This is a genomic window from Algoriphagus sp. (assembly GCF_024305035.1).
GTDB lineage: Bacteria > Bacteroidota > Bacteroidia > Cytophagales > Cyclobacteriaceae > Algoriphagus.
On record NZ_JAMWZB010000004.1, the window covers coordinates 66,711 to 86,814 of the forward strand.

At 42.0% G+C, this 20,104-nt stretch carries 12 protein-coding genes and 1 pseudogene; 9 read left to right on the plus strand and 4 right to left on the minus strand.

Annotated elements, in window-relative coordinates; all coding sequences use genetic code 11:
- Nucleotides 1-5: 5 nt before the first annotated feature.
- From Q0L00_RS03090 to Q0L00_RS03110, 5 genes are all read left to right on the plus strand, one after another.
- Nucleotides 6-1,238 carry a M48 family metallopeptidase gene (locus Q0L00_RS03090; RefSeq protein WP_297335399.1) on the plus strand — a complete coding sequence of 411 codons (1,233 nt, stop codon included), beginning with the start codon at nt 6-8 and terminating at the stop codon, nt 1,236-1,238.
- 774 nt (nt 1,239-2,012) lie between these two features.
- Nucleotides 2,013-3,119, plus strand: coding sequence for a 6-bladed beta-propeller (locus tag Q0L00_RS03095; RefSeq protein WP_297335400.1), 1,107 nt, complete (start codon nt 2,013-2,015; stop codon nt 3,117-3,119).
- A 111-nt stretch (nt 3,120-3,230) separates the two neighbouring features.
- Nucleotides 3,231-4,109 carry a phytanoyl-CoA dioxygenase family protein gene (locus Q0L00_RS03100; RefSeq protein WP_297335401.1) on the plus strand — a complete coding sequence of 293 codons (879 nt, stop codon included), beginning with the start codon at nt 3,231-3,233 and terminating at the stop codon, nt 4,107-4,109.
- Nucleotides 4,110-4,305: 196 nt separating this feature from the next.
- On the plus strand, nt 4,306-5,175 hold the full coding sequence (locus Q0L00_RS03105) for a DUF808 domain-containing protein (protein ID WP_297335402.1): 870 nt from the start codon (nt 4,306-4,308) through the stop codon (nt 5,173-5,175).
- 7 nt (nt 5,176-5,182) lie between these two features.
- Nucleotides 5,183-6,187 carry a ThuA domain-containing protein gene (locus tag Q0L00_RS03110; protein ID WP_297335403.1) on the plus strand — a complete coding sequence of 335 codons (1,005 nt, stop codon included), beginning with the start codon at nt 5,183-5,185 and terminating at the stop codon, nt 6,185-6,187.
- Between the two features lie 53 nt (nt 6,188-6,240).
- On the opposite strand, the gene Q0L00_RS03115 is transcribed toward Q0L00_RS03110, so the two are convergent.
- Nucleotides 6,241-6,675: a nuclear transport factor 2 family protein gene (locus Q0L00_RS03115; protein ID WP_297335404.1), complete on the minus strand. Its 435-nt coding sequence runs from the start codon at nt 6,673-6,675 to the stop codon at nt 6,241-6,243.
- Between the two features lie 180 nt (nt 6,676-6,855).
- Between Q0L00_RS03115 and ppsA the strand changes: the two genes are divergently transcribed.
- The 3 genes from ppsA (at nt 6,856) to Q0L00_RS03130 (ending at nt 12,501) form a co-directional block, all read left to right on the plus strand.
- A complete protein-coding gene (ppsA, locus tag Q0L00_RS03120; RefSeq protein ID WP_297335405.1) occupies nt 6,856-9,225 on the plus strand; it encodes a phosphoenolpyruvate synthase in 2,370 nt (789 codons plus the stop codon).
- A 244-nt stretch (nt 9,226-9,469) separates the two neighbouring features.
- Nucleotides 9,470-10,804 (plus strand): fasciclin domain-containing protein, encoded by a 1,335-nt coding sequence (locus Q0L00_RS03125; protein ID WP_363318498.1) that lies wholly within the window; start codon nt 9,470-9,472, stop codon nt 10,802-10,804.
- Nucleotides 10,805-10,962: 158 nt separating this feature from the next.
- Nucleotides 10,963-12,501, plus strand: a complete 1,539-nt coding sequence (locus Q0L00_RS03130) for a DUF1593 domain-containing protein (RefSeq protein ID WP_297335406.1) — start codon at nt 10,963-10,965, stop codon at nt 12,499-12,501.
- A gap of 411 nt (nt 12,502-12,912) precedes the next feature.
- On the opposite strand, the pseudogene tnpA reads toward Q0L00_RS03130, so the two are convergent.
- The 3 genes and pseudogenes from tnpA to Q0L00_RS03140 form a co-directional block, all read right to left on the minus strand.
- Nucleotides 12,913-13,221, minus strand: a pseudogene (gene tnpA / locus Q0L00_RS19660) (IS200/IS605 family transposase); the annotation flags it as partial.
- A 488-nt stretch (nt 13,222-13,709) separates the two neighbouring features.
- Complete coding sequence (locus Q0L00_RS03135; protein WP_297335407.1) at nt 13,710-13,853, minus strand: hypothetical protein; 144 nt, start codon at nt 13,851-13,853, stop codon at nt 13,710-13,712.
- Nucleotides 13,854-14,022: 169 nt separating this feature from the next.
- Nucleotides 14,023-17,169 carry a PVC-type heme-binding CxxCH protein gene (locus Q0L00_RS03140; RefSeq protein ID WP_297335408.1) on the minus strand — a complete coding sequence of 1,049 codons (3,147 nt, stop codon included), beginning with the start codon at nt 17,167-17,169 and terminating at the stop codon, nt 14,023-14,025.
- A 253-nt stretch (nt 17,170-17,422) separates the two neighbouring features.
- Here Q0L00_RS03140 and Q0L00_RS03145 point away from each other — a divergent pair, with 253 nt between their 5' ends.
- The gene (locus tag Q0L00_RS03145) at nt 17,423-20,101 is read left to right on the plus strand and encodes a c-type cytochrome (protein ID WP_297335409.1); all 2,679 of its coding nucleotides are present in this window, start codon (nt 17,423-17,425) and stop codon (nt 20,099-20,101) included.
- Nucleotides 20,102-20,104: the final 3 nt, after the last annotated feature.

Below are 20,104 nucleotides of genomic sequence, written 5' to 3' on the forward strand. Positions count from 1 at the left end.
CTTACATGTCCGCAGAAAGTTTAAAGCACCTAGTAATAGGAGTGGTAGTTTTTGGCTTTTTGGTAGAGAAAATTCTCAGCTATCTCAATGTCAAACGCCCTGTACCTCAGGTGCCTGATACGCTCATAGAATACCTCACTTTCCAAAAATTAAACGAATCGAAAGCCTATCAACTTGAAAATTATCGCTTTGGATTGTATTCGGGTATTTTTTCTTTCGTTTTGACCATCTTGTTTATTTGGAACGGTTGGTTTGGAATGATCGATAGCTGGATTGGAACATTCGTCCCCAGCCCGCTTTTTCAATCAGTGGTGTTTTTCGCCGTCATATTTATCGGTTCGGACCTATTGAGTCTGCCTTTTGATTATTATGGGACCTTTGTGATAGAGGAAAAATACGGGTTCAATAAAACCACGGTTCGAACTTTTTTTGGCGATAAAATAAAAGGCTATGTATTGAGTATTCTGGTAGGTGGTGGCTTGCTGGTTCTATTTCTCTGGCTGATTCATCAGATGGGAGCCCATTTTTGGTGGATATTTTGGATCATTGCCTCGGTATTTATGGTGGTGGTCAATTTATTTTACACCGCATGGATTTTGCCGCTTTTCAATAAACTCACTCCTTTGGAGGAGGGGGAACTCAAGCATCGGATTATTCACTATGCCCGATCGGTAAATTTTCCACTCGATAATATTTTGGTGATGGATGGAAGCAAGCGTTCGGCTAAGGCAAATGCTTTCTTTTCTGGCTTTGGAAAGCGAAAAAAAGTGGTGCTTTATGACACGCTCTTGGATCAGCATCCTCCCGAGGAGTTGGTTGCTGTCTTGGCACATGAAGTGGGACATTACAAGAAAAAACATATTGTGCTGGGAATGATTACCTCCGTACTTCAAGTGGGATTATTACTTTTTTTGCTGTCGCAATTTATTTTCAGCGAGACGATGAGCCTGGCTTTGGGTGGGGAAGAATGGTCTGCGCAGTTGAATATTATTGGATTTACGATGCTGTTCACGCCGATTTCGATGGTGATTGGAATTGGGATGAATTGGCTAAGCCGAAAGCATGAATTTGAGGCGGATGAATTTGCCAAAGAAACGTTTGCGGGTAAGCCACTTGCAGAGGCGCTTAAAACCCTATCTGTTAAAACGCTGAGTACGATCAATCCTCATCCATGGTATGTTTTTGTCAATTATTCCCATCCCCCTTTACTGGAAAGACTGGCCCGGTTGGAATCTTAGAAGCGTAGATTTTTGAAAAAAAGCTAAAAAATTGATATTCGATCGATTAGTTGGTGATTTAGTTTTCAGTACTACGAATCTTTGGAGAATTAAAGAATTTATTAGGGGGGGCGAAATATTATTTTTTTTTCTTAATTTTGAAATAATACAATTGACTGATATTCAGCGATATTCAACAGGATGTAAAATTTGGTTTTTAATATTGGAAGATCTACTATTGATACAATTTTAACCAAAAACCAAAAACAAGATGAAAAAACGATTGATTCAACTAGTGGGTGGCCTATCCCTCTGTTTTGTGGCTATGCTAGGAGTAGACCTAGGAAGTGGGAATGGAGATTTTTATTCCGTTCAATTGGTAAGTGAGGCTAATGCACAAATAGTTTGTCCTGGACCAGATAAAGTTGGTGGGAGTTGTCATGTTTTAAAGACATTTTATAATGTACCGGGTCCCTACGGACCAGCTACATGTCAAAGATGTGAATTTACTGGGTATATGGAAGATTACTGCGACCCATATCTCCATGGAACTTGTGAAGCTTCTCCTTCTCTAGGCTAGGTATTGGCTAGGTAGAATGATGAATTTTACCTAGCTATCTTCTCGACTTTTATTCTTTTCTATATATCACAGGCAGTAAAAATGCTCCAATTAAAATGTAGTTTAAAGTTAATTTTCAACTACTCCCTCAATTTAAAAGAGGTTAGAAGAATTCAAAATCTAATTTATTATGTTTGAGAATTTTGTATGTTACTTTCGAATAGTTTTTTAACAATATGAAGAGTCCCTTTTACAGTTTTTTTATTGTGTTGTTTTTTCTTTCTTCCTGTCGTGATGGAGAAAATATTTTTATAGAGAAAGTCAATCTCGAATCCCCGCATACCGAAAACCTGAATGACGTTTTTAGAGAATTTGAAATAATTCCATTAGAACTTCATCCAGAGGCACAATTAGTAGAAATGGATAAATTACTCGTCACTGATTCTCATTATTTTGTATTAGACCGGTCATCTGCTGTGATTTTTGTTTTTGATAAAAAAGGTAAATTTTGCAACAAACTGGATGCTTTTGGAGAAGGGCCTGGAGAATATTTGGCCATTTCAGATTTTAATATCAATCCATTTAATGGCAATTTGGAGGTTCTATCTCCTGATGGCGTATTGATTGTTTATGATTCAGATTTTACGTTATTGGATGAGTTTTCCCTCGAAGGTCTATCAAGTTTTCAATATTTCAATTATCTAAATGAAGACCTGATTGCTTTGAATACCCTAGATCATCGGAATCCTGCTCCAGTGATCTTATGGTCTCGTATTCAGCGTAAACTGTTTAAGGAAGTTTATTTTCCGCTCCATGAGCTGGAAAAACATCAACTTGTTTTTATGGAAGATATCTTTTTTCGCAGCGCTAATTCACTGTTTATCTGTACCCGATTTGCCAATGAAGTCTATCAAATCACCGAGGATTCTTTGCTATTGAAAAAACAGTTTGATTTTGGCAAATACAATTTTCCCACTGATCAAATTAAAGCTGATCAAGCAAAGAAGTATTATCATGATTTTTTTAGCGAGCAAATCCAATCCGCTTTTGGATCAATCAAAAAATACAATGAGTCTGATCGATCTGTGGTTTTTCAATTTTCACTGGAAGGAAAAACAAGGTTTTTTGTCCAAGAAAAAGTATCTGGAAAGTATCAGATTTTAGATCGGTATTTCGCCTTTGATGAGTTCAAAAGCGATACAGAAGATATATATGCTGTAATTTCCCCAGAAGCTATTCCTAACTATGATTTTTGGCCGGAATGGGATTCAGGTCAACGAAATCTTTTGGAGGAAGCAAAAGAAAACGAACAAACATTATTACTAAGGCTAAAAATCGACTAAGGTTTAATTCCAAATCACAATTCAAATTTTAAACCAGGCTCTCCATCAAATAAGCTTGCCATTTCCCTTCAATTTTTCCTATCTTTTTGTCTCTCAACTAGCACTAAACCCATGAAAGACCTTGCTGATTTCCATTATCCGATTTCAGATTTATTTCCCCAACCCAAATCCGACTCAGACTGGGATCAATACCGACTCAATAAAGAGCAAATCGAATTTTTTCAGGAGAACGGGTATTTGGCGGGAATTCAGCTCCTGGACGACGTCCAAATCGATGCGCTGAAAAAAGCGCTTGATGAAGTGATCGACCCGCTGCATCCACTCCATCACTTGTTTCATGAATTCCACAGCAATGAATCCGGTGATCCGAATAAGGTGCTCTTTCATTCCTTGGGGCATTGGCGAATTGCGGAAGCTTTTCACGATGTAATTTGGAATCCGGCTTTTCGGATAGTCGCATCCCAGCTGTTGGGAGACCGGGCGGTTCGTTTTTGGCATGATCAGCTTTTTTGCAAACCGGCCCATCATGGGGGAAATGTCGCCTGGCATCAGGATTACAGCTACTGGACTCGGACGATCGAGATGCAGCATTTAACTTGCTGGTGTGGTTTGGACGATGCTACCAAAGAAAATGGTTGTCTACAGTATGTCCCGGGTTCACATCGTTGGGGATTGTTGGAAAAGCCGGCATTGGCAGGAGAGATGGATGGTCTAATGGAGATGATGACTGAAGAGCAAAAGGCTAATTTTAAACCCGTAGCGATTCCCCTAAAAGCGGGTTATGCAGCTTTTCATCATCCTTTGTTGGTTCATGGTAGTTTTGCAAATTATTCCGACAGATCACGAAAAGCTTTTGTGTTGAATGTCTTTGCGGATGGGACCATTTCCAATACTGAAGAGCCGCTTTTAGAGGGAGTACCTGTGATTCCCAAAGGAGAGAGAATGCAAGGAAAATTTTTTCCATTGATTTTTGAGCCGAAAAATAGGTAAAGGCAACTTGGACGGTTCGATTGGTGTGGCCTGGAATTGAGGATGAAGATTTTATTCAGATTTTCGGTGTGGGGAAAGCCTCTTAAATAAGGAGGGTTTATCTTTCGCTATTAATTTTGTAAATCGTTTTGTGAAAAGTCCAAGTTCACGTCAATTAAACTTTCAGATTTTAGATTAAATCTTTCAAATTTATACTATGGCTTCAGGATTATTTGCACTGTTGGATGATGTCGCCACGTTGATGGATGATGTGGCTACCATGACCAAAGTGGCAGCAAAGAAAACGGCTGGGATTTTAGGAGATGATTTGGCCGTGAATGCGGAAAAAGCCTCAGGTTTTTTACCAGATCGAGAACTTCCCGTACTTTGGGCGATCACCAAAGGATCGCTGATCAATAAGGTGATCATTTTGCCCATGGCCTTTTTGCTGAGCGCATTTTTGCCTGTTTCTGTTGATATTATTTTGGTAATTGGAGGATTGTATCTGGCTTATGAGGGGGCCGAGAAAATCATGGAATTGATCCTCCCTCATGAGAAAAAAGAGCGAGCACAATTACATCCGGAGTTGAGCAAAGAAGAGATTTTAGCGCTGGAAAAAAAGAAGATCAAATCGGCGATTACCACGGATTTTATTCTCTCGGTCGAGATCATCATCATTACGCTGGGTACAGTCGTGGAGGAGCCGATTTTGACTCAGATACTTGTGGTGACCATGATCGCTTTAGTAGCTACTGTGGGTGTGTATGGTTTGGTGGCGTTGATCGTCCGGATGGATGAAATGGGCTTTAAGTTGATTTCATTCAATGAGGATAAAAGCAGCTTTACCAACAAAGCTGGTGTGGCCATGGTCAAAGGGCTTCCGTATGTGGTAAGAGTAATTGGATTTATCGGAACGATTGCGCTGTTTTTGGTTTCTGGCGGGATTTTCGTTCATAAAATTGAGTTCTTCCATCATCTTTTCCCTACTTGGCCTGGGATAGTAAGGGATTTTGTAATTGGGGTCGCTGTTGGGGTGATCATCTGGATTCCTATTCATTTTATTAAAAAGGCGTTTAAGAAAAAATAAATAAGCTATGGATTCTTCAATCAGGTTTTTACTCGTATTCCTTTGTGTTTCGGTGACTTCTTTAGTCTCCGGGCAACAATATTTACAATTTGAGGGAGATAAGGGACCGGGTTTGGGGAAACACATTGTCCTCGTCGCAGGAGATGATGAATATCGCTCAGAGGAATCCATGCCTATGCTGGGAAAAATTCTGGCCCATCGATTTGGGTTTAAAACCACCGTACTTTTTCCAATTGACCCGGAGACAGGAGATGTGGTTCCCAATTACCAAACTAATATTCCGGGATTAGAAAACCTGGAAACAGCTGATTTGATGATTATGCTGATCCGTTTTCGGGAATTACCCGATGAGCAGGCTCAGTATATTGACAATTTTCTGAAGTCCGGAAAACCAATCATTGGCCTGCGAACTTCCACGCATGCTTTTGCCTATCAAAAAAATAAGAATTCTCCCTTTGCCAAATGGGACTGGATGAGTAAAACTGAAGGATGGGAACGGGGTTTTGGACAGCGGATTTTTGGAGAAACTTGGGTGAATCATCATGGCGTCCACGGTAAAGAAGGAACACGGGCCTTGTTGGATGGTGTTCAGCAAATGAATGATCATCCGGTGCTTCGCGGAGTGAAGGATATTTGGGGGCCTTCGGATGTGTATGGGATTAAGAATTTGCCCTCAGATGCTCAAATTTTGATCTATGGTCAAAGCACGGATGGAATGACTTCAGGTGCACCTTTGATGTGGGAAAAAGCCGTGATGCCGATTGCCTGGACTAAACCCTATCAGCTCGAGGGAGGAAAGCAGGGGATGGCCTTTGCTTCTACGATGGGCGCCTCATTGGATTTTGAAAGTGAAGACCTGCGTCGTTTGATCATTAATGCTTCATTCTGGCTTTTGAATCTTTCCGAATCGATAACCGAAGAGATGAATGTAGATTATGTGGGCGATTATCAGCCAACCATGTTTGGCTTTGATAGTTTTAGAAAAGGAATGAGAGTGGAGGATTTCAACTAAAGCTTACCTGTGAGTTGTTGATTTTTCTGGGAACAGTTAAGTAGTAAGAAAATTTACTCCTTGGGTATCGCCATGGTATGGTTTGCCAGAAGTTTAAATTTTCCGTCGATTTTGGCATAGGTTCTCATAAAGTTGTAAGTGGTTGGACTAGGTCCACGATCCACGAGGGTGAAGCCTGTGACAATGGCGGTTTGTCCCAGCATGATCACTTTTTGATCGCTTGATAGTCGATTCCGTGTAGTTTGCTTTTGTCCATTTTGAATTCTTTTGGCCTGATTGACTACTTCCTTTTTCCCGTCGATCAGGCTTGCATGGTCATGTACCCAAATGAAATCGTCGGCCAAAACATTCTCTAAAAATGAAACATCTGAGGTCAAGAGAGCCTTTTCCCAAGCTAAATCCAATTCAAGCAATTTTTGAGCATCGGTTTGGGATAGGGCGGGGAAACTGAATATAAGAAGGATGGAAATTTGGACAAGATTTTTCATAGAACTGGATTTAGAGACAATTAAGGTAAAGAAATATGTGGGCTTTTAAATCTTTATCCATCTGGTTTTGGATAAGTGGTGCAGTTTAAAAAGCTGATAAAAATCAATCCTATAGCAAGAATTTGAACAGCTTAATCTAGGACTTAAGGCGTAAATTGATTGGGTTATAAGATCACAATCATGGAAAATTTTATTCTTCCTTTTCAATCCATAGGAATTGGAGATGTTTCTCAAGTAGGAGGGAAAAACGCCTCTCTGGGTGAAATGTATCAGAAATTAACCCCACTTGGAATTGCAATTCCCAATGGTTTTGCAGTGAGCGCAGATGCCTATCGTTTTTTTATTATTGAAAATGACCTTGGGGTAGGAATTCAGGAGGAATTAGCACAGCTAGATTTGGAAGAGTTCTCAAACCTAAAGCAAGTTTCCACGATCATCAAAAAAATGATTTTGCAAGGGAATATGCCCGAACGGTTGGCAAATCAAATTGTGGAATATTATCATGATCTATCGACTCAGGAGGGGAGAGAAATTGAGGTAGCCGTCAGAAGTAGCGCTACTGCAGAGGACCTCCCAGGAGCGAGTTTTGCGGGGTTACATGATTCTTTTCTCAATATCAAGGGCGAGGATGCGTTGATCGAAAAAGTCAGATTCTGTTTTGCATCCCTGTATAATGCTCGGGCAATAAAGTATAGGCATGACAAAGGTTTTGATAAGCATGATATTGCACTTTCTGTCGGGATTCAGTTGATGGTAAGAGCTGACTTGGCATGCAGTGGGGTAACTTTTTCCATTGACCCTGCATCGGGTTTTGAAAATGTGGTATTGACAACTGGCTGTTGGGGATTGGGAGAAAATATCGTTCAAGGTGCGGTGATTCCGGATGAGTTTTTAGTATTTAAGCGAAGTTTAGGAAAAGGGAAAAGAGCGATCCTTTCCAAAAAATTAGGTTCAAAGGCTAAAACGATGGTTTATTCCAAAAAAGGTGGCGTAGTCAATTTGGATACGAGTATCGAAAAGCAAAGAGCTTGGGTACTACCTGATGAGGAAGTCGAGCTTTTGGCTAAATGGGCTGTGCAGATTGAAGAGCACTATGGGGTGCCTATGGATATTGAATGGGCCAAGGATGGGGTTTCTGGTCAATTATTTATTGTGCAGGCAAGACCTGAGACGGTTCATGCCGACAAGGATCGATTCTCTTTGAAGGAGTTTAAGCTTTTGGAGAAAGGAGAGCTCTTGACTACTGGGTTTGCGATCGGAAATGGGATTAGCTCCGGAAAAATTAAAATCCTGAATTCCCCAACAGAAGCCGATCAATTGAAGGAAGGTGAAATTCTTTTAACAGAAATCACCAATCCCGATTGGGATCCCATTATGAAAAAGGCGGCAGCCATCATTACATCCAAAGGAGGCCGTACCAGTCATGCGGCTATTGTAGCCCGGGAGATGGGCGCCTTGGCAATAGTCGGCGCAGAGGATGCATTGCAAATACTGAAGGATGGAGATTATGTCACCATTGATACATCGGTTGGGAATACGGGGAGGGTTTATCAGGGGGAATTGAAATGGAAAGTTACCGAGCATAATTTCAAAGGAATTACTCTACCTAAAACAAAGCCCATGTTCATAGTAGCTGACCCAGATAAAGCTTTTAATCTTTCTTTTTTTCCCAATCAAGGGGTAGGACTCCTTCGAATGGAGTTTGTGATTACCAAGAATATTGGGATTCATCCCATGGCCTTGGTTCATTATGATCAATTGGAAAATGAAGAGGAAAAAAAACAAATCGATGCACTTTGTTTAGCTTATCGGGATAAAAGGGAATATTTCATTGAGAAGCTGACTCATGCTGTGGCGACTATAGCTGCCGCATTTTATCCCAAAGATGTGATTTTGAGAATGAGTGATTTCAAAACCAATGAATATTCCAATCTATTGGGGGGGAAACAATTTGAGCTGGCAGAAGAAAATCCCATGCTGGGATTTAGAGGAGCTTCTCGCTATGGACACGAGCGATATCGGGAAGGCTTCAGGCTAGAATGTACGGCCGTAAAGCGAGTAAGGGAAGATATGGGGTTGGATAATTTAAAAGTCATGATTCCTTTTTGCCGGACGCCTGAAGAAGGGCGGGGTGTGATCAAGTTGATGAAAGAATTTGGCCTAAAGCAAGGAGAAAAAGGCTTAGAAATTTATGTCATGGCTGAGATTCCTTCAAATGTGGTTTTAGCCGAAGAGTTTGCAGATATTTTTGATGGATTTTCGATTGGTTCTAATGATTTGACGCAGTTGACTCTTGGTGTAGATAGAGATTCAGAAGTATTAAGTGATCTTTTTGACGAAAATAATCCTGCTGTAAAATGGATGATTGCTGAGGTAATTCGAAAAGTCAAATCCAAGGGAAAAAAAATTGGGCTTTGCGGTCAAGCACCAAGTGATACCCCTGATTTTGCAGAATTCTTGATTGCACAAAGAATTGACAGTATTTCATTCAATCCGGATGCCTTAATCAAAGGAATTGAGAATATGATTAAAGCCGAAAAGCGAAAATAAATGGCAATTTTTTTTCAAGTTTATCCCAAATCTCCAAGAAAGTTGTTGTTACCTAAAATGTCGAATTTTAACCTCGATTTTATGTTTTTTATTTACTTTTTGAGTGGTAATCAATTCATTTTTAATTACTTAATTTTCTAATAATTCATTGTACAATTTAAAGAATCTTTCGTTGTCGCTTAACTAAAGTGCTTTCTGGTGGTTTACTTTTTATCCAAACTATTATTTACTAAACATCAAAGCCATGAAAAAATCAACATTTCTTTTTTGGAAAACACCAGCTTTGCTTGCCACATTAGGTATGGGACTGGTATTTTCATCTTGCCAAGACGATACCGATCCTCCGATGGTTCCTGAACAGGAAACTGTGGTGGATATCGCAGCAAATAGTCCAGACTTTACGACATTGACTGCAGCAGTAAATGAAGCCGGGTTGACCGAAACACTTTCTCAATCTGGACCCTTTACTGTGTTTGCTCCCACAGATGGAGCGTTTACGGATTTTCTTGCTGCCAATAATTTGTCAGCAGAAGAGCTTTTGGCCAATCCTGATCTTGCCAGTATTTTGACTTACCATGTAATTGGCGGTTCGGTAACTGCAGATCAAGTCAGTCCGGGAGCTGTAAGTCCTCTAAATGATATCCCCTTTTATGTAAGTGAAGATCCGGACGGGAATCTTTGGATCAATGGAAATGCCCAGATCATTGAGACTGATATCATGGCAGACAATGGCATCATCCACGTTTTGGATTATGTGATTACGCCTCCAACTCAAAATATTGCTGAGATAGCAATCGAATCTACGGAAGCTACCGAGCCTGAATTTACCCAGCTTGTAGCTGCTTTGCTTCGAGCGGATTTAGCGGGCAGTGTCAGTGGAGATATGATGGATGATTTGACTGTATTTGCTCCAACTGATGCCGCATTTGAGGACTTGTATGCTGCATTGGGAGTGAATGGAGTCGAGGAAATTCCAATAGAAACGTTAACGGATGTTTTACTTTACCATGTAGTGCCTGCAAGGGCGTTTTCTCAAGATTTAAGAGATGGCGCAAGCCTGCCTACTTTGCTTGAAGGGCAGGAGTTGACCGTAAACCTAGCCGATTTGGAAATTAATGAAAGTGGACTGATTGCGGAAGCTTTGAATATTCACGCCACTAATGGGGTAATTCACGCGATCGATCAAGTGCTTTTGCCACCAAATGATGATTCCTCAGCCCGAATTACTTTGGCAAATGTGGGCGCCTCAGCCTATGTGATCGAATCAATCGATGGAGATGGAGCTACAGGGGAGCTTGATGCTGAAAATACCGGCATCGAATTGACTGAGGGCTTGCGATACACTTTCGTGAATAACGGAGGGGCAAATCATCCGCTTGATTTCAGAAATGCTGACGGAGATATTTTGTTAGCAGAGGATGGTACTGAAGGTACGTTTGAAGAGGATGAGAATGTGAACTTTGTTGTGGATGGTTCCTCGATTAGTTTTACCTTAACTGCCGAACTTGCTGCGGTTATTGCAACTTACAACTGTACCGTACACTCGGCTATGGAGGGGGCGATTACGCTTGCCGACTAAATTGTTAATAGGTTAGTTTGAAAATTCGGCTATTTCTATAAAGGAGTAGCCGTATTTTTTTGGTCAGAAATGGATCTCATCAGGGCGATCCAATTTGGCCAAAAAGTAAGTTTTTCGCATTTTTTCTCCGTATTTTTAAGACTAGTCCAAAAAACCCCATGAACGTATTCACCCAATCCCCAGCTTTTGGCTGGATTCTGATTTTTATTTTCTTTTCTTGCCATCCCTCCGTGGAAGAAATCCGATCAGACGAAATTGGCTCCTCCAAAAGAATTCGGACCATAGTCACTACCGATGGGGAGATCGATGATGTGGATTCATTTATCCGGATGTTGCTCTATGCCAATGAGTTCAGAATTGAAGGATTGATTTATTCTAGTAGTATGTGGCACTACAAAGGAGATGGGAAAGGAACTCCATTTACTTCGGAAATGGACATGACCAAAAATATGTATGGTGAGCAAACTGAACTCAGATGGCCAGGGACAGGTTGGATGTCCCCCCTTTTGGATGCATATGAAGAAGTTTTTCCAAAATTAAGTCAGCATGCCGAAGGTTTTCCCACCGCGGACGAACTTCGATCCGTAGTCAAAGTGGGGAATATTGATTTCGAGGGAGAAATGGAAAAAGATACCGAGGGATCCGACTTTATCAAAGCCAAACTGTTGGATGATGAAATGGAGCCGATTTATCTTCAGGTTTGGGGAGGCACCAACACGATCGCCCGCGCTTTAAAGTCCATCGAGGATGAATATAAAGCCACAGATCAATGGGAACAGGTTTATCAAAAGGTCATTGATAAAGCAATTATTTACGCCATTCTCGACCAAGATGCCACTTATCGGAATTACATCGAGCCCAACTGGCCGGATGTCAAAATCTATTACAATAGCAATCAGTTTTGGTGCTTTGCCTATCCTTGGAAACAGGCAGTTCCTCAGCCTCAGCAATACCTCTTTGAAGGGGATTTTATGGGAAATGAAATCATCAATAATCACGGACCGCTTTTGAAGCAATATTACAGCTATGGGGATGGGCAAAAGCAGGAAGGGGATGATGAGCATATTCACGGAGACCCTACCCAATTAGCGGATGCTCAATGGGGAACTTTTGAGATTTATGATTTTATCTCCGAGGGTGATTCCCCGGCTTTTTTCCATCTGATAGATGTGGGTTTGAATAATTTGGAAAATCCTCAATGGGGAGGCTGGGGAGGTAGATTGGTACAGTCTGAGGAGCGACCCAATCGCTGGGAAGATGGTGAAAATGTCCGGGATTTTAATCCATTCACCCAAGAATTGGATCCTACCTATCCTCAAATTCGCTGGGTGGAGGCGATTCAGCAGGACTTTGCAGCTCGTGCGGATTGGTGTGTGATGGAACTTGAGGAAGCGAATCACCCTCCGGTAGTGAAAGCGATAGGTCCTCAGCGGTTAACGGTCAAAGCTGGGGAAAGCATCAACCTCAAAGTGGAAGCAAGTGACCCGGATAAAGATGAATTGGAAATTAAATTTTGGGTTTATCAGGAAGTAGGAACCTATACCGAAGATGTAAAAATTACTGTCAATCAAAACTCAGCGATGGTTCAATTGCCCGAAAGTGGAACCGGAGAGCTTCATGTCATTGCCCAAGTACGGGATCAGGCAGAACATCCGATGACAAGGTATGTGAGATTTGTGGTGGAGATTGGATCCTAGTATGAAAAGGTATCCCATTTCATGGGGAGGAATGTGGTCTTAACCTTTTCAATGCCATGTCAACTAAATCAAGGAAATTTTACCTGTTCATTTCAAAAAAGCTGTAATCTGATAATTCATATTCATCGATTTTAGTACATAGCCTACTTGCGATATTTTTTTCTTTGATGTTAATTGTTGGAAGCATTGGAATTGGCGATCAAAAATAAATACCTCCAAAGTAATCCCAATTTTGACCAAATGATTGGAGAGTATGCTAGGATAAAGAGGATCAACGGTCACAAGAAAAATCAGGTAGATGTCTGCTGGATATTCTTCTACTAACCAGTGATCAATTAACGTCTGGTTTTTTAAGTTTTTATATCATAGCGCGTAAAGCCTACAAATCTTTAGGCTGTGGGATGTAAGCGACTAACCTTGAGTGAGGATATACTGGCCAATAGTTTCTGGTGAAGCCTCGCCAATAGAGCAAACGAAATACCTATCTGACCAAAAAATACGTTCTTTCCAAAAATGTTTAACTAAGAATGTCTTGTAAGATGAACGCCAAATGTGATCGGTAGATTCTTGTTTAAACTTGCCGACACTAGAAGTAATTGAACTATGTGGAATAGAATAAATAAGGAAGTGAATAGGGTCTAAATCTGATTCAAATACCTCTAGTTCAAAATTTGAATGAGAAGTAAGGTTTAAGAGAATAGAACGCATATCGTCTATTACCTGACCGACAAGTCACTTTTTACGGTACTTGCAAACGAAAATGAGATGGCACTTTAGGTAATGCTTTGAACAATATGGAGAAATGTACTCTGATTTTTTTTTTAGACCTTATGGAGCCAGTTTTTGTGAAATTATCAAGAACACCAAGCCCCGCTCTGCGGTACTCGATCCAAGTCACAGCCTCTTGTCAGCATCCATTTGAATACACCCGAGGCAAGAAGAATCGTCACTTCGGTTCGAAAGGCAACAAAGCTTATTTATGAGAGGAGTTTGGGCATCTCCCTGCTGCAAAGATGCACAAGATTGATTTTGAGAAAAACCCCGATCATCAAGTAAAAGAGGTAGGCCTTGTGGTACGCAATGAACAGAACAATGGAAAGTACTCCGCTGTAATACCAGGTGTTTTGCTCACGCAAGGTTAAAAGGTTGAGGTCATCAAAAAGATTTTGGGATACCACCGGACTAAACAGGCTGTAAACAAAGGAAAACTACATGACATCGGCATTAATGCAAAGCCCAATAAAAATGGACCAGATATCCACGGTGATTAGCATCAGCGAAGGCTGACTGCCCCACTTTTCTTTTCCTTGAGCTTTGAGCGTACTCCTAGATGTATAAAATTTATTTTTCAATATTCAGCAAAAAACAATTGAAAACTATTGATAAACAATAAATTCTACCTATCTAAATTTCTTCTCACCTGAAACTTTAAGGAAAACAACGATTTTTCAACCTGTGGGACCCTCGGTTTTTGTCTCTGTTCCAAGCAACTTTCGTTGAAAAGGGATAAAACTCACTACCTTAATCCTCCATCGGATGTATTTTTAGTAATTCCTCTGCATTCCAAAATCCTTCCTTGTCTTTGACCTCTTCTCGGACTTTTTTTACCAAATCTGGAGAAATCGGAGAAGCTTGATTTCCAAATGAATTTCGGACATAAGTCAAAACTGCCGCTACTTCGGTATCGTCCAGCATTCCTTCATAAGGGGTCATAGGAACTTGTCCGGGATAGACACGTTCATTCACTTCCATTTCGCCCATGATACCTTTGAGGACGATTTTGATCAATCGTTCCTCATTTCCGGTTACCCATTCGGTGTTTCGAAGGGGAGGAAATTGCGAAGCAGTCAATCCTCCCCCGTCCAATTGATGACAAGTGGCACAATAGCCTTCACGCGCGTAAATTTCTTTGCCCAAGACAAATAGCTCCCGGTCCGATCCAGTCAAGTTTGATTTGATGTCTTCTTCTTTTTTCTCTGTAACCGAAAGTCCGTTGATATGTGCGATTGCCGTTTCCAAGGTACGAGGAATCCAAACGGCATCTTTTTCTTGTTTTTCTACCTCTGCGAGTATTTTTACGCCTTCCTCTTGAGGTAGCCATGAGGCGGCTGCGATGACTTCCATACGCACACGTCCATGAGGATCCGAAGCGGAAGACAACAACAAATCAGCTTGATCCTCGACCTGATGACCGGTGTAGCGCAGCACGCGAACTGCAGCAGCTCGAACACGATGATCCCCACTGTGAAGCAGGTCTCGAAGTAAATCTTGATTGACTCGATTGATTCCCCAGGTCACCCAAAGTGCTTCCAGCCGGTGATGATCATAGTTAGGGTCATTTTGATCCAAAGTGGTAAGCCAGTTTTTGACGGCTTCATAAACCTTTTTACTATCCTTTCCTCGCAGTTCCCGTCGAGTTCGATAGCGAGTTCGGTATTCAGGAAGTTTTAGATTTTCCAATAGTTCAGGAATACTTGCCCCGTGGATTTTGGCAGGTTCTACCAAAGGTCGTGAGGGGTAGGTTATCCGGTAAATGCGTCCATGAACATGGTCCCGAAGTGGATCTCGGGCATTGTGCTGCATGTGTCCTATCAGGATATTATGCCAGTCCACTATATAAAGCGAACCGTCCGGGGCAAATTCCAGATCCACTGGCCTGAAATTCCGGTCTGATGAGGTGATTAAGTCCTGTCTCCACTCGGTTTTAAATCCTACTGAATCCTCAATCATTCGGTGTTGCTTGGTCCCCAAAAAGCCAATGGTATTATTCAATAGAACATCGCCCTGAACTTCATCCGGGAAATGTCGGCTGGATACAAACTCCAGTCCTGAAGTGGGACGAACCATGTGATCTTGCTCTACCAAATTGGGACCCTTGAAATTGAAATTACCGTAACGAGGCAAAACAGAACCGGGTAGCATCCAATTGAGATTTGGACCGGAAGTTTCGAGGTAGAAATTTTGGCCCCAATCATCAAAAGCAATTCCCCAGGGATTTGGAATGGCGACCTGATTGACGCGCTCGAGTTTATGGCGCTTGGGTTCGTAGCGATAAAATCCCCCATTTGTTGCCCGAACTGGTCCATAGGACGTTTCCACATTGGTATGCAAAAAGACTCCTTCGGCCATGTAGATCGCGCCCGATTCATCTGTGGAATAAGCCGATATCGCATGATGGGTGTCGTGATCATCAAAGCCTGACAACAAAATTGTTTTTTGGTCTGCGCGATCATCTCCATCAGTATCTTCAAGCAAAACCAGATTCGGAAGCTGAGAAACGTATACTCCCTCAGCGGCAAGTTCAAAGCCCACTGGGAGATGCAGATTATCAGCAAAAACTGTTTGTTTGTCGGCTTTTCCATCTCCATCAGTATCCTCGAGAATAATCAGTTTGTCCTGTGGTTTGGGGTCTCCAGGCTTGTAATGCGGGTAACTGGGCATGGTAGCCACCCAAAGTCTCCCTCGATTGTCAAAGGAAAGTTGGACCGGATTGGCTAAATCTGGAAACTCTTCCTCTGAGGCAAAAAGCTCAATTTGGTAGCCTTCGGGAACCTGAATCGTCTCCAAAGCTTCTTCCCCGTAGTTGTATTCCAAACTTCCATTTGCCTGTGGATTGTAATTGGTTTCCACTTCGGGCAAGGATCGTGTTTTAGAATCCGCTGCGGCCAAATCATATTCTTTTCCCTGTGCGGCATTCCAAATCGCCGTATCCCGATTTGCGGTGAGTTGACGGATTTTTTCGAGTTCAAAGGGATAATTGTCTGGCCCAAAAGGATCATATCTACGCCCAAAAACATGAACACCATTTGGAATTTTGTAATCATTGTGCCACATCCAGTTTTTTTCCATCACCGCTTGATGAACAGCATCGATCTGTGATTCAGCTTTTCTTCCGGTTCTCCCAAAAATCCCATTGGCTAGGGTTTCGGCAAAAAATTTATACCCTTCTTCGGTAAGTTGAGACCCATCAATGGTCAGGGGTTCTTCTGAAAACCGATACCAGTTTTGGCTGGCAGTATAGGCATCCACAAAGGGAATTTGGTGCTTCTGGGCAACCTCTCGCATAACTTCAGAATATTGCCTTAAATTTTCATTTTCAGATTTTCCGTCGGGTACATCCTTGGTGCCAGAGAGATCTTCAAACGCAATGGGCGATACGAGCACTAGTTTTGGTGGGGATTCGCCATTATAGCTTTGAGCTTTAGAATGAATGACCCATGCGTCGAGTTCCTCTTTGAAGGTTTGTAATTTTTCAATTCCCTGAAAAGATTCACTAAATCCAAAAAAACCAATCACCCAATCCGCTTCCATTCGTGTTAACCACTCATCGGGTTTTTCGAAAAAGCCTTGGGAATCAGAAAAAGTGGCAAATTCATCCTGAAATTGCTCTGCACCGGGGAAAGCCCATGGGTCATTAGTTGCCGATCGAGGTCTGAATCCGGGGGTATCTCCGGGGTCAGCCATATTTCGGATCAATAAATTGTGCTCTGGATAGCGGAGGTGCATCTCGGTTTCAAACCAACCAAATTCCATCATTCGGGAAGCTAAATTTCCTCCGATAAGCATAATTCGATCATGGTTTTGGACAACAGGACGGTCCTCTGTTTGGCAGGAATAGCAAGAAAAAATAAGTATAAAGATCAGGGGAAAGCGGAATATGGTCTTCATGGGTTATTGGGGGGTTGACTGGCAATAGGCAGAGAATTAATTTCTTTCAAGTTTTCTACTAGCACTGGTTTAGCGTTGCGGGATTGCAGTGGGTTGAATATCGGTTTAAATTGAAAATAGATCAAATTGAGGGCTAAAGCATTTCTAAAAAGGAAATATATTTCCTTTTTTTATTTAAACGGTAGATTATTTGGTTACTTATCTGTTTTTGTTTTTCTAAATTTCAGATTGAATTATTGGACTAATCTAACCTATGGAAAATTTATCTCAATACCTGAAAGGGTCTTTTTTTGCTGCTGTTTTGATTTTGACTTTCTCCTGCCAAGAGCAAAATCGAGGAAGGGAGCTTACCGGGAACCCCAAAATAGATAAGTTGAAACTACCCACAGGTTTTGTGGCCGAGCTGATCTACAGTCCTGGGGCACATGATCAGGGATCGTGGGTTGCCATGACTTTTGATGACAAGGGACGGATGATTACTGCTGATCAGTACGGGTTTTTATATCGCCTGACTATTCCGGAGGTAGGTTCTGGAGACAGTGTGCAAGTGGAAAAAATGATTGTGGGAAATGTAGCCGAGCCCCAGGTAGGAATGGGCTATGCACAAGGCTTGCTTTATGCCTTTAATTCCATTTATGTCATGGTAAATCACCATTCCAATGAGACTTTTGAAAAAAGTACAGGGCTTTATCGGATTAAAGATTTAGATGGAGACGATCAGTATGAGACGGTTGAGGAAATTCGAACTTTTGACGGGGAACCGGGAGAGCATGGGCCTCATTCGATGAAACTAACTCCCGACGGAAAGCGAATAGTACTCTCGGCGGGAAATCATGTGGATGTGCCAGAGATGGATCACTATCGTATTCCAAGGGTTTGGGATGAGGATAATTTGTTTCCATTAATTAAAGATCCCCGCGGTCATGCCAATAATCGAACGGCTCCGGGTGGATGGATCGCAACAATTGAACCGGATGGAGCAAATTGGGAAATGATTGCAGCCGGCTTTCGTAATGAATTTGATATTGCTTACAATGAGGTAGGAGATTTATTTACCTACGATTCGGATATGGAGTGGGATTTTGGAATGCCCTGGTACAGGCCTACCCGTATCAATCATGTGACCAGCGGAGCAGAATTTGGCTGGCGCACCGGAAATGCCAAATGGTCACCCCATTATCCGGACAATTTACCTGCAATCTTGAATATCGGCCAAGGTTCCCCGACCAATGTCATGTTTGGAACCGAAGCAAATTTCCCGTCTCGATATCGAAAAGCGCTCTTTGCGTTTGATTGGAGTTTTGGGATAATTTATGCAGTGCATTTGACTCCAAACGGGGCCAGCTATGAGGCGACTGCAGAAGAATTTATTTCGGGTTCACCGCTTCCCTTGACTGATGGGACGATAGGTCCAGATGGGGCGATGTATTTTGCCACGGGAGGTAGAAGATTGGAATCCGATCTCTACCGGGTGTATTATCAAGGGGAGATGGATAGCTATCAGCCTACAGAGAGGGAAGAACTTCCTGAAGAAGCAAACCTGAGGAGAGAATTAGAAGAATACCACGGTAAAAATCCGGCTGCTGAAGGGCTGCAGCTAGCTTGGGAAAACCTGGATCATCCGGACCGATTTGTTCAATATGCCGCACGGATTGCAGTCGAACATCAACCTTTGGAATCCTGGAAACAAAAAGCACTTTCTGAACCCAGTGCGGTCAAGAAAACTCAAGCTATTTTAGCTCTAGCCAGACATGGAGCAGAGGCAGATGCAATCCCAATGATTCAGAGTTTGATGGAAATTGATTATGCCTCACTTTCAGAAAAAGAAAAGCAGGATTTGCTTCGAACGATGGAAGTGATTTTATATCGCTATGATCAAGCGGCAGAGCCTGTAAAATCCGAATTAATTGGTTATTTATCTCCGAATTTTCCTGCGGAAGGTAATTTGCTCAATCGCTCGTTATCAATCCTGTTGACGCATTTGGATGCGCCCGATGCCGTAGAAAAAACACTGGCGCTGTTGAAAACTGCCAAAGATGACCAGGATTATCAGAAAACCTTTACTTCTTCCTCTGAGCTGGTTTTCCGAAATCCCCAATATGGATTGGATATTGCAAATATGCTGGCAAATGTCCCTCCGGCTCAGGCGACCTTCTACGCCACGGTGCTTGGCGGTGCGGATAAAGGATGGAATCCTGAAATGCGGGAAGAATATTTTACTTGGATCAAAAATGCATTGACCCAATACAAAGGAGGCCGGAGTTATGTTGGGTTTTTGGATCGAGCCCGAAAAATGGCTTTGGTTTCAGTTGATCCGACTGAAGTAGATAAGTACGATGAACTTTCCGGGGGAAAATTATTGACTTCCAGTGGAAATGATATTGCTCAGGTAGGCATCCAGCCCGAGGGGCCTGGTAGAACCTGGACCGTGGATGAAGCCTTGCTTGCGGTAGATACACTCGAAAATCAAGATTATGTTCGCGGGAAAGCCATGTATCAGGCCACGCTATGTCAGTCTTGCCACACCATGCAGGGAGAAGGCGGAATCGTCGGTCCGGATTTGACCCAGTTGGGAACAAGATTTACCAAAAAGGATATTCTGGAAGCGACCATTAATCCAAGTGAGGTGATTTCGGATCAATATCATGCGACGGTTTTTGAGCTGAAAGAAGGAGGCTCCATTGTCGGAAAATTAACCGATCAAGATGCGGAAAATTACTATGTGTCCCAAAATCCATTTACTCCGAATGACTTGCGTACCGTTCCCAAAAACTCTGTGGATTTTACTAAAAACTCAGATATTTCGATCATGCTTCCAGGCTTGATTAATCGCTTGAACGAGGAAGAATTGAAAGATTTGATGGCGTATTTGATTTCGGGAGGAAATAAGGACCATGAAGTCTTTCAAAGTAAAGCTACCGCTGAGCGATAGGAC

Excerpts from the sequence above, each read along its gene's own strand:
- Q0L00_RS03090 (WP_297335399.1), top strand. The coding sequence starts at position 6 with ATGTCCGCAGAAAGTTTAAAGCACCTAGTAATAGGAGTGGTAGTTTTT.
- Q0L00_RS03095 (WP_297335400.1), top strand. The coding sequence starts at position 2,013 with ATGAAGAGTCCCTTTTACAGTTTTTTTATTGTGTTGTTTTTTCTTTCT.
- Q0L00_RS03100 (WP_297335401.1), top strand. The coding sequence starts at position 3,231 with ATGAAAGACCTTGCTGATTTCCATTATCCGATTTCAGATTTATTTCCC.
- Q0L00_RS03105 (WP_297335402.1), top strand. The coding sequence starts at position 4,306 with ATGGCTTCAGGATTATTTGCACTGTTGGATGATGTCGCCACGTTGATG.
- Q0L00_RS03110 (WP_297335403.1), top strand. The coding sequence starts at position 5,183 with ATGGATTCTTCAATCAGGTTTTTACTCGTATTCCTTTGTGTTTCGGTG.
- Q0L00_RS03115 (WP_297335404.1), bottom strand. The coding sequence starts at position 6,675 with ATGAAAAATCTTGTCCAAATTTCCATCCTTCTTATATTCAGTTTCCCC.
- ppsA (WP_297335405.1), top strand. The coding sequence starts at position 6,856 with ATGGAAAATTTTATTCTTCCTTTTCAATCCATAGGAATTGGAGATGTT.
- Q0L00_RS03125 (WP_363318498.1), top strand. The coding sequence starts at position 9,470 with ATGAAAAAATCAACATTTCTTTTTTGGAAAACACCAGCTTTGCTTGCC.
- Q0L00_RS03130 (WP_297335406.1), top strand. The coding sequence starts at position 10,963 with ATGAACGTATTCACCCAATCCCCAGCTTTTGGCTGGATTCTGATTTTT.
- Q0L00_RS03140 (WP_297335408.1), bottom strand. The coding sequence starts at position 17,169 with ATGAAGACCATATTCCGCTTTCCCCTGATCTTTATACTTATTTTTTCT.
- Q0L00_RS03145 (WP_297335409.1), top strand. The coding sequence starts at position 17,423 with ATGGAAAATTTATCTCAATACCTGAAAGGGTCTTTTTTTGCTGCTGTT.